This window comes from Pectobacterium fontis (genome assembly GCF_000803215.1).
GTDB classification, from domain to species: domain Bacteria; phylum Pseudomonadota; class Gammaproteobacteria; order Enterobacterales; family Enterobacteriaceae; genus Pectobacterium; species Pectobacterium fontis.
The window spans coordinates 82,312-95,187 of record NZ_JSXC01000012.1 but is presented as its reverse complement, the minus strand read 5'-3'; the positions used below and the strand labels follow the sequence as shown (position 1 = coordinate 95,187).

Annotated in this window: 11 protein-coding genes and 1 pseudogene; 5 read left to right on the top strand and 7 right to left on the bottom strand. The window is 47.0% G+C overall.

Annotated elements, in window-relative coordinates:
* Positions 1 to 163 precede the first annotated feature (163 nt).
* Positions 164 to 1,060 carry a LysR family transcriptional regulator gene (locus OI69_RS04075; RefSeq protein ID WP_039346507.1) on the top strand — a complete coding sequence of 299 codons (897 nt, stop codon included), beginning with the start codon at positions 164 to 166 and terminating at the stop codon, positions 1,058 to 1,060.
* Between the two features lie 62 nt (positions 1,061 to 1,122).
* Here the strand turns inward: OI69_RS04075 and OI69_RS04070 are convergent, their stop codons facing one another.
* The 6 genes and pseudogenes from OI69_RS04070 to yidA form a co-directional block, all read right to left on the bottom strand.
* Positions 1,123 to 1,626, bottom strand: a complete 504-nt coding sequence (locus OI69_RS04070) for an Imm15 family immunity protein (protein ID WP_039346504.1) — start codon at positions 1,624 to 1,626, stop codon at positions 1,123 to 1,125.
* A gap of 2 nt (positions 1,627 to 1,628) precedes the next feature.
* The gene (locus OI69_RS04065) at positions 1,629 to 3,278 is read right to left on the bottom strand and encodes an S-type pyocin domain-containing protein (protein ID WP_235319655.1); all 1,650 of its coding nucleotides are present in this window, start codon (positions 3,276 to 3,278) and stop codon (positions 1,629 to 1,631) included.
* Positions 3,279 to 4,071: 793 nt separating this feature from the next.
* Positions 4,072 to 4,314, bottom strand: a complete 243-nt coding sequence (locus OI69_RS04060; protein ID WP_052198297.1) for a hypothetical protein — start codon at positions 4,312 to 4,314, stop codon at positions 4,072 to 4,074.
* A gap of 111 nt (positions 4,315 to 4,425) precedes the next feature.
* Positions 4,426 to 4,655 (bottom strand): annotated as a pseudogene (gene tssD, locus OI69_RS19055) (type VI secretion system tube protein TssD); the annotation flags it as partial.
* Positions 4,656 to 4,847: 192 nt separating this feature from the next.
* The gene (locus tag OI69_RS04055; protein WP_039346497.1) at positions 4,848 to 5,741 is read right to left on the bottom strand and encodes a hypothetical protein; all 894 of its coding nucleotides are present in this window, start codon (positions 5,739 to 5,741) and stop codon (positions 4,848 to 4,850) included.
* Positions 5,742 to 5,981: 240 nt separating this feature from the next.
* Positions 5,982 to 6,797: a sugar-phosphatase gene (gene yidA, locus OI69_RS04050; RefSeq protein WP_039346496.1), complete on the bottom strand. Its 816-nt coding sequence runs from the start codon at positions 6,795 to 6,797 to the stop codon at positions 5,982 to 5,984.
* A gap of 87 nt (positions 6,798 to 6,884) precedes the next feature.
* Between yidA and OI69_RS19780 the strand changes: the two genes are divergently transcribed.
* Positions 6,885 to 7,034: a hypothetical protein gene (locus OI69_RS19780; protein ID WP_154715515.1), complete on the top strand. Its 150-nt coding sequence runs from the start codon at positions 6,885 to 6,887 to the stop codon at positions 7,032 to 7,034.
* 221 nt (positions 7,035 to 7,255) lie between these two features.
* Entirely contained in the window at positions 7,256 to 9,259 is a 2,004-nt protein-coding gene (locus OI69_RS04045) for a methyl-accepting chemotaxis protein (RefSeq protein WP_039346493.1), read from the top strand.
* Between the two features lie 51 nt (positions 9,260 to 9,310).
* Here OI69_RS04045 and OI69_RS04040 read toward each other — a convergent pair whose 3' ends face one another.
* Positions 9,311 to 10,000 carry a FadR/GntR family transcriptional regulator gene (locus OI69_RS04040; RefSeq protein WP_039346490.1) on the bottom strand — a complete coding sequence of 230 codons (690 nt, stop codon included), beginning with the start codon at positions 9,998 to 10,000 and terminating at the stop codon, positions 9,311 to 9,313.
* Between the two features lie 273 nt (positions 10,001 to 10,273).
* Here OI69_RS04040 and OI69_RS04035 point away from each other — a divergent pair, with 273 nt between their 5' ends.
* Together OI69_RS04035 and uxuA are read left to right on the top strand one after the other, a co-directional pair.
* Positions 10,274 to 11,581, top strand: a complete 1,308-nt coding sequence (locus OI69_RS04035; protein WP_039346487.1) for an MFS transporter — start codon at positions 10,274 to 10,276, stop codon at positions 11,579 to 11,581.
* 39 nt (positions 11,582 to 11,620) lie between these two features.
* Positions 11,621 to 12,808: a mannonate dehydratase gene (gene uxuA, locus OI69_RS04030; protein WP_039346484.1), complete on the top strand. Its 1,188-nt coding sequence runs from the start codon at positions 11,621 to 11,623 to the stop codon at positions 12,806 to 12,808.
* The last annotated feature ends 68 nt before the right edge of the window (positions 12,809 to 12,876 follow it).

Here is a 12,876-nt window from a genome sequence, read left to right as displayed (position 1 = left end):
TCTATTCCATGATTGAGTACTAATGAAGTGTATTAAATCTTATGAATTTGAGTCTATTTGCTTGGCTGAATAATTAAAAATCGCATTTTGTGTTAAATTGATAACTGAATGTTATGTGTTCTCGCTGAGATGCCGAAGAGAAAAGCCACACTGAGGATGAACGATGCGAATAAATCCCCGTCAGGTTGAAGCGTTCCATAAAGTCATTCTCACGGGTGGCATCACCGCCGCCGCCAATATGATGTACATCACCCAGCCCGCCGTCAGTCGGCTCATTAAAGACTTTGAAGATGCGCTAGATCTGAAGTTGTTCGATAGAGACGGACGCGGCCTGATCCCACGCGCAGAAGCGATGAAGCTGTATCGGGAAGTTGAACGTCTGTATTTAGGTTTGGAGCATATCGGGCTGATTGCCGATGAAATCCGTCACGCTAAAGGCAGCATACTACGCATCGCCGCTGTTCAGCCGCTGTCATTTCTTTGTTCAGATCAGGTGCTCCCGACCTTACTGACAAAATATCCTAATGTTTCCCTGTTTTTAGACATCGAAAGCAGCAGCCACATTACGAATGCAATCACCGAAAATCACTACGATGTGGGTTTTATTTTTGGCCAGACGAGCATCAAAGGATTAGAAGCAGAACCCTTAGCAGAAACCCGCGCTGTCGCGGTATTAGCGGTGAACCACCCACTGACTACAGCAGATGAAATTACACTTGCCGACCTCGCCAACACCCGCGCTATTCTGCCCGGTAGAACCACGCCACTACGTGCTCAAATCGATATCGCCACCAGAAGAGAGCAAATCTATCTGCACAACCCTATCGAAACATCGATGGTGAACGGCTGCGTGCTCGCTGCAAGAAACGTTGGTATCGGTGTGGTGGATTTTATTACCGCGCAGAACAGCCCTTCCCCTGTCATTATAAAACCGTTCAACCCAGATATAAAAATGGCGTACTGCGCGGTATATGCTCCGCAGAACCCGCGCAGCCAAGTGGTGAATCACATCACTCAGGTGATGAAAGAGAAAATAGCGGAGAGTCTGGAATTAAAATAGTGCTAGGACATGCCAAACTAAATAGCTATTTAGAAATATACCGACTAATAGAGAACCACCCACTATGTAAAAGATTTTATGATATACACCCTTTTATTATCCACTGAGTAATTGGATGGAACAAGGACCGTATACTCACTCATTCCCATAGAAACCAGGTATTCTTTAATCAAATTTTCTTCTACTGTATTTTTTTGAGTTAGGTTAAGATGATGAAGAAGCCACTTTTTCCTTTTAGATATAAATAAATTAGGGGTGAAACAATTTATTTCATGATAGTCGTCAATATCAGTTAATGTAAGACAAGATAAATAATTAAGGAAGTCATTTTCAGACAACCTAGTCTTTACTAAATCAACGCTTCTTTCTAAAACTTCAATGCCTTTTTTTATCAAAACCTTGTTTTTCTCATCAAAAGATAACGATTCTAAGAAGGAAATATTTTCAAAACGAGAAAATAAAGGCACCTCCTCAAAACTTTGATAGTCACATAGGTAAACTGATTCTTCATTCAAACCTTCTTGTTCCATAAGAAAATCTAGTTCTTTATCAAACTTCCCATTCATACTCAATCTCCTATGCTCCATCCGTTCGCTTTAAGCCATTGCAACGTTTTTTTAGAAAACTCAGGGTCTCCATCGTGTATCGAGCCATCCAAATTTATAGCTCCTCCATTTTTTCCATGAGCATGCCATTGTGAACCGGGAACACTCAATTCTGGTGAATCAATACGTGTAATTTCATTTGGCCCTTGACCTTTTCTGATTTTATTTTTTGCATCTTTTGGTGATCCCTGCATCCCCTTAAGAGGTTTACTCAGATAAACATAAATAGGCGGAAACGTATTCTCCGCAAACACCAAAATGTAATCCCGAAAATCCTTCTCGTCCGGCATTGGTGTGGCGAGGATGCTGACATCATCCATCTCTGGAATTTCAAATCCCGGTATCGCTGACGAGATAACAGGCTGTTCACCGTGTGCCGTATCTGTGGGGAACTCCATACCCGGATTATCCGGCGTCCATAGAATCGTTGGCCCCGTTTCCCCGTCTTCCCAAAATTCATAGCGGTTATTGGGGAAATCGTATTTAAGTAATCTGACACGCACCTGATCACGCCCGCTTTCCATGCTGGTGTGATAACCCACGGCCTTCAGTTTACCGGTTTCCTCATCCTCCACCCACTGATAACGCACGCGGCTGGGGACGGTTCCCTGTTTTTTCGCTACCTCAAGCAACTTCTCGGGTGTCAGTAAGTCTTCTTTTTCGCCTTTCAGGTGATTCTGAATCAACGCTCCCATCAGCAAAAAGCTTTGCGCCATCTGCAACTGACCTTGCCAGATAGAAGGACCAGAAAGGCGTTTCATCTGATGTGTTAATGCCTTAGCTGCATCCTGATTGGCCTGAGCCACAGCGCCACCCGCAGCAGCAGTCGCGCCTGCCTGTGCTGCCGTCCCCGCCATGACCAGTTGCTGAGGTGGCGGCAACATGGCGGCATCGGCTTTCCCCACTATCAGGTTAAATATCGTTGCATACCACGGCTCCATCGGGGGGATTTGAGGCTGGTTAATCACACCGGGAGAGGTTTTGGGTAACGGTTCGTTTTTTCCGATAAATGATTGAGGTGAAACAGCAGAAGACGTATTTTTCTTTTTCGCCGCCTGAGCATACTGCTTCACTTCACCCGGTTTATTCGCCGGAGCGCTGGGTTCACCAACAGGCGCGGAGAAATAGACACTCATGTCCCCGATGTTGCCCTGTGGCTCATCTTTCGTTCCCGCATCCGTACAACCGGCACCACGTAAGCAGGATTTGGCAAAAACAGGCTCGACTGCCAGCATTGGAGTGAATGCCAACAATGGCGCACGGGTCAACGCGGCTTGTTTCGCGCATTCCTGAACCGGAGAACGATGGGGTGTATCACCAATAATGACATTGCCACTACCGGACGCGATGACGCCACCACAATGGATACCATCACCAATACGCGCAGCATTTTTACCGTTAATAATGACGGTCGATGAACCTTCGGCGATTTTTCGGGGATGAACACCATGTGGTGCATTGGGACAGGGGCAACCGTGCAGTAGAACGGTATCGCCTTTTCGGGCAGCAGGCTGACCATTGATAATAACGTCAGGGCTGCCTTCGGTTATTGGTGTCTCAGGGAAGCAGTCGTGACCACTTCCGATATCATTAAGACGGGCAGCACCCGCCATCGTCATTATCCTTTGACAGTAAAAAAACTCCTTAGTGTATGAATATTGGTCGCTTTTTATGGGCGGTTCAATACCGAAACCGCTATCGGATCAAGAAATAGATATTAATAACGAAATTTTTATTTATGGTCAGATATTATTTCCTGCTAAGCCATAAAAATGGCCTGACAAAGCTTCCTCACCAGTCTCACTGAGACAAAGAAACGATGATGTCGGTTTTGATAGCAAGGTAAGCACTATCTAAATAGCTATTTAGGGATTTGAACATTTAAAATTCCAATTATGGAAACCCTGGCTCATCTTCCAGCGTCTCGATTCTTCGGTAGTTTTCGGTTGCATTGCAGAGATTTAAGTGGAATTGATACGCTGCGCTATCTTTTTCCGTGCCTGATGTTACGTATGCACATCGGTCTTTTTTATACCTTTTCCATGAACGTTGATGTTTCTTGAATGCCTTGATGATGTCGTTGTCATTTATTTTAACTAATTCTAAATAACTTTGCGCATTGATGCTTCACTTCCCATTGTGCAAGACCTGTGCTAACGGGGTCCTCACCACCTATGAGTGGAGCGCTATTATGCAAAGCTATTTAGATTTCTTCCTGAAAACTTTTTATTGAGTTTTTTATCAGAATCCTCTGCCATTAAATAAGCACAATGATATATAGCTCTACCGTCATTCTCAGACATTATTTCTTTACACACACCCATTTCACTCTCGTTCAGATAATCGTCAGTCGTTTTTGCATTTAAAACGAAAGAAAAAATAAGAACAAAAAATATTTTTTCATAATCACAACTCCCTTATTCTATTTTCATTTAAATACTTTACTCTATGTCTTCCACGCTCATCTCTCCTAAGATCTGAGTTATTAATTATTAAATAAAGGATATCATCTGTGTTATTCTTTGTTGCTGCTAACATTATTGTATCCCCACGATACCCTTGGTATATAACATCAATAAAAATATCTCTTATCACAGGTTGGAGATCTTCCCAATCAGTCTTTTCTCGAACCTTTTTGTCTTTATTCACCCTAACAAATTCTTTAGTTTGTGCCCCTACCAATTTTGCTGATTGAGATATCTATTATGAGGAAAAAGATACAATTCGTGCGTCAGTCAATATTAACTCGTAGAATACTTATAATTGACCTACCATATTAGCTCGATAGAAAAAAACCTTGCCGTTAGTTTTTCATTTGATGTCACGGACACACCGAGTAATGGAGACGATTTATCTATAGGTTTAATGAGTTGTATAGGATGATGCGATATATTCTCTTCTCTCGTTATTGTATGATTTAACCCTAAGACTTGAATTTGATCTTCATGCTCAGACTGATAGCGATTACCAATAGAATTAACTATAGAGCATCAAAGAGTTAGAAGCAGAACCCGCGTAGCCAAGTGGTGAATCACATCACTCAGGTGATGAAAGAGAAAATAGAGAAATCTCTCACATTGAAATAATGATTAAATTGACGTCGGACAGATATAAAGGCAAGAGTCTTCTTTAACATACTGAATGACACACTGAAAACTCTTGCCTTAATCATAAGATATTAATTACTTAGCCCATACGCCATACGTTTGTAATTCACCCACCTGACGAATAAAGTTATTATATTTTTCACTTTCTTCTTGCGGAAGGGTCATGGTGTTTTTCGCATAGACCGTGATCAAATCGCCATATAGCTTACTAATATTAGAGCTTATTTTCTCATGCGCCTCTACGTCATTATTCTCTTTTAGTTTCTTCACTTCGCTGATGATCCCATCTGCATCTTTCTGCATGTCAGCGTTGGCGAAATTCACCGTTGGTGCATCATAGCTAAATACCATATTAATTGAGTCGTCACCTTCATCCTTAGGCGACTCGGGCTTGAGATCTTCTTTGTAAGTGTTTAATAAATAATCCAACATATCTTTTTTATCAAAGCATTTGGATTGAATATTGCCGTCTGAACTACGGTTACTGGTTTTGATTGATTCTGGGAACGGTTCGTCTAATTGGTAAGTACATTTAAACGTGCTGGCATCAATGACGGAGGCGTTTGCACTTCTGGCCGGCATTTCTAATTGATGCCCGTTTATCGTCACATCATAGGTTACGGGTCTAAATTTATTCTCTTTCCCTTCAACAGCATAAACTTCTGATAATGTATAATAGACATGATTATCAGGATTGATAATTCCGCCTTTATTCTCATCCAACACCATGAATGAGAAAACATCACCTTTACTGTTTTCTAATTTATGCATACCCGAAGAGAGCTTAATTATTCCTTTAGCCCCAGGTAATACATCATAGCTTTCACCATCAACTTTAAATTTAATATTTTTCTCGGTGGGGTTGCTATATTGGAACTTTCCTTTATTACTGGTGAAATCTAAAAGATCACAAGCAGAAACAGAAAGTGTGGCGATACAAATCAATCCTAATTTAAATACCGACTTCATAACATAATTCCCTAATTAAAAATATTATTCCCAATGATTATTACGCTAATGCAATAAAAATTTTAACATATCAATCAAAGTTATATCTTTTGAATTAAGCAAAATCATATACCAAACAGTCTATTATTTCGCGATAACAGATGATGAAATACTGCCTTTTGCCAACACAAGCCGTGTGGAGTATGACGGATCTATAAGGCTATGTAGCCGCCTTATAGATCTGCCTATCAACGTTACCTATCAGGCATTCAGCACAAATTTCTCAATCGCGTAGGCGACACCGTCTTCCGCGTTGGTTTTGGTGACGAACTGGCTGGCTTCTTTCACTTCATCAATCGCGTTGCCCATCGCAACACCGATCCCCGCGTAGTGAATCATCGCCAGATCGTTCTGCTGGTCGCCCAGCGTCATGACGCTTTCGCGTGGAATGCCGAGGTGATCCGCCAGCATCTTCACGCCTTCACCTTTGTTGACGCGCTTATCCAGAATTTCCAGATAGTATTCAGCGCTTTTCATGATGGTGTAACGTTCAAAGGCTTCCGGGGGAAGCTGGCGGATAGCGCGGTCTAATATCTCAGGCTCATCAATCATCATCACTTTCGGGAACGTCAGGCTGCGGTCCATTTCCTCAACCGCGCGATACTTCAACGGCATCCCGGTCAGGTGAGATTCGTGGATGGTGTAAGGGCTGATATCTTTATTCGCGGTATAGACGAAATTGAAGTCCAGCGCGTGGAAATGAACGCCAAGTTTGCAGGCTAACGCTTCAAAATAGCGATAATCATCGAAGCTCAGCGCGGTTTGCGCTACACAATCACCATTGACCGTACGTTGCACCAACGCGCCGTTATTGGTGATGCAGTAACAGCCTTCCTGCTGCAAATTCAGCTCCATCAGGTAACGTTCAACGCCGATATAGGGGCGACCCGTAGCCAGCACGACCTGTACGCCCTTCTCTCTGGCGGCAGCAATCGCGGCTTTTACCGCAGGTGAAATTTGATTGTCGGGCGTCAGTAACGTCCCATCCATATCAATAGCGATCAGTTTTACAGACATAGTTTTTCCAGCATCAGGTTATCTGTTTTCATGCTAACGCGATTCAGCGATGAAGTCGTTAGTGAAATACGGCAGGGTGACAGGCATATGACATACAACGTAAAAAGCCATGCAGTAGACGATTTGCCGATGGCATCCTGGTGCTATCCGCCTCTCACCTTTAAAGGTGAGCTGATTATCCGCGATTCCGTCAGCAAAGGCCCGCAGCCTGATTTCCGCTCACCCGGCAAAGGGTAATCTCTCACATTAATGTTAATTGATTGCCCTATGCCAATTTTTGACATTTTCGCGAGCCACCTAAAGGGATCTTGTGTATCGCCGATAACTTAATCGTAATTTGCATCGCAAAAATACCGTTCATATAAGGGAATGCCCCATAAAAACAAAGGACAGTAATGCATTGATTCTTTTATGAAAAAGTACCTTGTGATACTTGTATTCTAGGGGATATTACGCATATGTCTACTACACTGTTATCGGTTAATCACAGCAACCCCTCCATGCACGCCTCACCAACAGCATCAAAAAGAAAGCTCAGCACACGCATGCTGATGCTTTTGGCTGGCGTTACGACTATCGCGCTCGGATTTATTGTCACTATCAGCCTGCTGATCTGGCAATCCAGCCAACAGCAAAAAACCATCGTCCAGCGCTACCTTGAGCAAACGGCGTACACCAACAGCCACCTGATTCAGCAAAAACTGGATGTCGCACTCCATGCGGCGCGTAATCTGGTGCAGAGCGTTGTCAGCCTACAGGAAGCTGGTAGTGCCGACCGAAAAACCGCAGAAACACTGCTGAAGAATGCACTGAAAAGCCACCCTGATTTTCTTTCCATGTCGCTGGCATGGGAACCCAATGCGTTTGACGGAAAAGATCAAGACTATGCGAGTCTGCCCGATCAGGACCCGCAAGGCCGCTTCGTCCGTTATGTTGACCGTGATACCGCAGGCAACATTGTGCTGCATAATCTGCTGGATTATGAAACGCCCGGCAGCGGTGATTACTATCTTCTGCCGAAGAAACGCCAGCAAGAAGTGATTCTGGAACCGTATAGCTACCCTTACAACGGCGTCGATGTCCTGCTGACTTCGATCGCCGTGCCCATCATCATCAACAATACGTTTTACGGCTCCGTCACCGCGGATTTTGCGCTGGATACGCTGCAACAGCTCACCAACACCATCAAGCCCTATGAAGGCACGGGCTACGCGCAGTTGCTATCCCACACGGGTGCCTACATTTCTCATCCCGATAAATCACGGGTGACCAAAAAAATTGAAAACGACCCAGCGCTACTGGAGCACGTCATCAAAGGTCAGCCATATCAGATCGAACGTGATAATGCCGTACTGAACACCCCGGCATTTAACGTGTATGTGCCAATAACCATCGGCCATACCGATACGCCCTGGATGCTCGGCCTGTCAGCCCCTGTCGATGTAGTAATGGCGGAAACGATGCAACAGCGCAACGTGGGGCTGCTGCTGATGGTACTGAGTATCGTGGTGGTTTCCGGCATATTGGGCATCATCTTTAACCGCCAGGTCGCCCGCCCGATTGGCGGAGAACCCGCACAGGCAGCGCAAATTGCCCTGTCCATTGCACAAGGGGATCTAACACAGAACATCCCCGTGCAGCAGAAGGACAACGGCAGTATTTTTTACGCCATGAACGCCATGCAGACACAGTTGAGAGATATCGTCGAGCAACTGATTAGCACCAGCGAATCCGTCAGCCACGGGGCAACCGAAATTGCAGCAGGCAACACCGATCTGGCTTCCCGTACCGAGCAACAGGCGGCGGCACTGGAAGAAACCGCCGCCAGCATGGAGCAAATTACGGCAACGGTGAAACAGAATGCAGACAATGCCCATAACGCCACCACACTGGCACAGAATGCCGCGTATATCGCCCAGAAAGGCGACAAGATTGTCGGTCAGGTTGTCGAAATAATGCGGGAGATCGACGATAGTTCACAGAAAATTGCCGACATTACCGGCATCATCAGCGGCATTGCGTTTCAGACCAATATTCTGGCACTCAACGCGGCAGTAGAAGCCGCCAGAGCGGGTGAACAAGGGCGTGGTTTTGCCGTCGTTGCCAACGAAGTGCGCAACCTCGCGCAGCGTAGCGCCAGTGCGGTAAAAGATATCACTGCGCTAATGACGGAATCCGCTAGCCGCGTCGATAGCGGCGTTACGCTGGCCCACAACGCGGGTGAAACGATGCGGGATATGCTGCATGCCGTCACCTCGGTAAAAGACATCATGGATGAGATCGTCTCAGCATCGGATGAACAATCGCGTGGAATCAGTCAGGTGACGCAGGCTGTTCACGAGATGGATGGCGTTACCCAACAGAACGCCGCGCTGGTGCAGGAAGCTACGGCTGCTGCCGCCTCGCTGGAAGAACAGGCCCGACAGCTCGCGCAAACCGTGCTGGTATTCAAGCTCTCTTAACGCTTGCCGCCCTGCAATCTACCGCGCCGGATGGTACGGTAGATTTCAGGTTTATGGATTGCTAAATAACCGATCATAAACATGCTGTAGATGGCGCTCCATGCAAGCACGGGCGCGCACGGGATCGCGCTCCACAATCGCCATAGCGATATCATGATGATCTTGCTGTAACGCCACAGGAAAATCCTCCTGCGCGTAGTGGCTTTCCAGCCGGACAAAGCGCGAACTTGTGCGTTTGTTCCACAAATTCTCCATCATGTCACGTAGCACTTCATTACCGCTCATTTCACCAATCAGTAGATGAAAGCGCTTATCTTCGCTCAGAAACTTTTCATCGTTGGCATTGAGCTGCGTGAGATCCTGCATAATGTCCATCAGCTCGGTTCGCTGATCTTCGTTACCGTTGCGCGCCGCCATTTCCGCCAATAACCCTTCAAAAGCCTGACGAGCCAGAATCAGCGATTTAAGACTGAACTCCTCGTCAGGTTGCGATTGCGCAGCCAGAGGCAAGGGGTTGCTGACAAACACGCCATTGCCGGTGCGAATCTCAATCCACCCGGTAATTTCTAATGCAATCAATGCTTCACGGATCGACGAACGGCTCACACTGAGTTGTTTAGCCAAATCTCGCTCAGAGGGCAGCATATCCCCCGGTAAAAACTGCCCATTTTGAATGCAGTTAATCAGCAGATTCGATATTTGACGATACAAACGCTCTACTTTGAGCGCGGGTAAATCCATAACTCCTCCAACCGAATTCAGGCTTGCACGGGCTGTACGATGCTGACGCGAAGCTTACCATATGCGAAGAATTCGCTCGCCTTTTTCATCTACGGCGGCCTTTTTCATAACAACAGAAAATGAGAAACACATCACAGTAATTACCGCCATCTTGCGGAATACTTTTCAAATCTTGTGGCCTGACCACCAGACCATCAGTCCAGTCCCGACAATATTGCTCCATAAAATATTCCAGGGTTCTAAAGATTATGATTGCTGTTGAGGATAAAAATAATGTCTACCACCTCATTGGATCATTCGCCGACAGCGCAGCCTACTGACCGGCTTAAACGCATCCAGACTGTTTCTTTACTTCTATTGTTTCTTGCAGGGATCATCAATTTTCTCGATCGCGGTTCGTTGTCAATTGCGAACGCAGCCATTCGTGCCGATCTGGGATTGTCTGCCACGGAATTTGGCGTGCTCCTGTCTGCGTTTTCACTCTCCTATGGCATTTCGCAGTTACCCAGCGGGCTGTTACTCGATCGCTTTGGCCCTCGCGTTGTTCTGGGTGCCGGTTTGCTGTTCTGGTCAAGTATGCAGGCGCTGGCTGGCATGGTGAATAATTTCTCACATTTCATCATGTTGCGTATTGGTTTGGGGATCGGTGAAGCGCCTTTTATGCCCAGTGGCGTAAAAGTGATCAACGATTGGTTCACCGCGAAAGCGCGCGGCCTGCCAATGGGGATCTTCAATTCATCGACCACCATCGGCCAGGCTTTTGCACCACCAATTCTGGTCGCGCTGATGCTGGCATTTGGCTGGCGTATGATGTTTGTCATCATTGGTATCGCGGGTATCGCCATCGCACTGTGCTGGTATGCCTGGTATCGCAACCGTGACACATTCGTGCTGACTCAGGAAGAGAAAGACTACCTCAATGCCGGCACCAAGCCCGTGTCGCAAACACGCGTTACGCTAAAAGAATGGGGCGCATTGTTTAAACGCCGCACCGTATGGGGGATGATCCTTGGCTTTAGCGGTGTCAACTACACCGGTTGGCTATATCTCTCCTGGCTACCGGGTTACCTTCAGGCTGAACGCGGCCTGAGTCTGGTAAACACCGGATGGGTTGCTGCCATTCCCTTCCTTTGTGGCTCTATCGGCATGCTCATCAATGGCACCGTCGCGGATCGGCTGGCACGCAGAGGCTACTCTCTTGCCAAAAGTCGTAAAGCACTCATCTGCTTGGGTCTGGTGTGCTCGGCGGCATGTACGCTACTGGTTGTTCAATCGACCTCCACGTCAATGGCTGTCGCGTTTATTAGTCTGGCGCTATTTTTTGTCCACTTCGCGGGAACGTCAGCGTGGGGGTTAGTACAGGTGATGGCCCCCTCGCGTATGGTCGCTTCAGTCAGCAGCATCCAGAATTTCGGTAGCTTCATTTTCGCGTCTTTCGCCCCTATCGTCACCGGCTGGGTGGTAGACAAAACGCACTCATTTAATCTGGCACTTGTGGTGTGCTCTTGTGTGACGTTTGCAGGTGCGTTGGCTTACTTCTTTATCGTGAAAAATCCTATCGAAGAAGCCTCAGAAGCATAACATCAGTAGCTATTCTCGATATTTAGTAGGAGTAACATTATGGAACATACATGGCGCTGGTACGGCCCTAACGATCCCGTATCATTAGACGATGCCCGTCAGGCGGGAGCAACGGGCATCGTCACTGCGTTGCACCACATCCCAAACGGTGAAGTGTGGTCGGTAGCGGAAATTCAGAAACGGCAGGCGCAATTAGCAGAAAAAGGTCTGGTGTGGTCTGTCGTTGAAAGTATCCCCGTCCACGAAGAAATCAAAACACACACTGGCCGTTATCAGGAACATATCGCCAACTACCAGCAATCCCTGCGTAATCTCGGAAGCTGTGGAATTGATACGGTCTGCTATAACTTCATGCCGATTCTGGACTGGACGCGTACCGATCTGGCATACCCGATGCCGGATGGTTCCCGCGCCCTACGTTTCGATCACATTGCCTTCGCCGCGTTCGAATTGCATATCCTCAAGCGTCCCGGCGCAGAGCAGGACTACAGTGACGATGAGCGTACGGAGGCAAACGCCTATTTTGCGGCCATGAGCGCGCAGGATATTGATACGCTGACCCGCAATATCATTGCGGGCCTGCCGGGAGCGGAAGAGGGTTATACGCTGGATCAATTTCAGGCGCAATTAGACCGCTATAACGGTATCGATCACGCCCAATTGCGGGAAAATATGGCGTACTTCCTGAAAGCCATCGTTCCCGTCGCCGAACAAGCAGGGATTGTGCTCGCGGTTCACCCTGACGATCCACCGCGTCCGATTCTCGGTTTACCGCGTATTGTCTCAACCATTGAAGACATGCAGTGGCTGAAAGAAACCGTCGATAGTGTCCACAACGGTTTTACGCTGTGTACCGGCTCATATGGGGTACGTGCAGATAACGATCTGGTGAAGATGACAGAAACCTATGCTGACCGTATTCACTTTATGCACCTGCGTGCCACGAAACGCGAGGCGAACCCAAACAGTTTCCATGAAGCCGACCATCTGGATGGCGATGTCGATATGGTGGGCGTGGTAAAAGCCGTGCTCGCGGAAGAACAAAAACGCCGCCGTCAGGGAAATCTACGTGCTATCCCGATGCGCCCCGACCACGGTCACCAAATGCTCGATGACCTGAAGAAGAAGACCAATCCGGGTTATTCAGCCATTGGTCGTCTACGCGGGCTGGCAGAGGTGCGCGGCGTTGAAGTGGCACTGAAGAAGACGTTTTTCGCGCAAGACTAGCGGTTAACGTCGCGTAATGAGCCGATCTTGCGATCTCCACGAGATCGGCTTCCCCGCACCAATTTGTC

What these genes read in the sequence shown, in the direction of transcription:
- OI69_RS04075 (WP_039346507.1), top strand. Translation starts at nt 164, where the DNA reads ATGCGAATAAATCCCCGTCAGGTTGAAGCGTTCCATAAAGTCATTCTC.
- OI69_RS04070 (WP_039346504.1), bottom strand. Translation starts at nt 1,626, where the DNA reads ATGAATGGGAAGTTTGATAAAGAACTAGATTTTCTTATGGAACAAGAA.
- OI69_RS04065 (WP_235319655.1), bottom strand. Translation starts at nt 3,278, where the DNA reads ATGGCGGGTGCTGCCCGTCTTAATGATATCGGAAGTGGTCACGACTGC.
- OI69_RS04055 (WP_039346497.1), bottom strand. Translation starts at nt 5,741, where the DNA reads ATGAAGTCGGTATTTAAATTAGGATTGATTTGTATCGCCACACTTTCT.
- yidA (WP_039346496.1), bottom strand. Translation starts at nt 6,797, where the DNA reads ATGTCTGTAAAACTGATCGCTATTGATATGGATGGGACGTTACTGACG.
- OI69_RS19780 (WP_154715515.1), top strand. Translation starts at nt 6,885, where the DNA reads ATGACATACAACGTAAAAAGCCATGCAGTAGACGATTTGCCGATGGCA.
- OI69_RS04045 (WP_039346493.1), top strand. Translation starts at nt 7,256, where the DNA reads ATGTCTACTACACTGTTATCGGTTAATCACAGCAACCCCTCCATGCAC.
- OI69_RS04040 (WP_039346490.1), bottom strand. Translation starts at nt 10,000, where the DNA reads ATGGATTTACCCGCGCTCAAAGTAGAGCGTTTGTATCGTCAAATATCG.
- OI69_RS04035 (WP_039346487.1), top strand. Translation starts at nt 10,274, where the DNA reads ATGTCTACCACCTCATTGGATCATTCGCCGACAGCGCAGCCTACTGAC.
- uxuA (WP_039346484.1), top strand. Translation starts at nt 11,621, where the DNA reads ATGGAACATACATGGCGCTGGTACGGCCCTAACGATCCCGTATCATTA.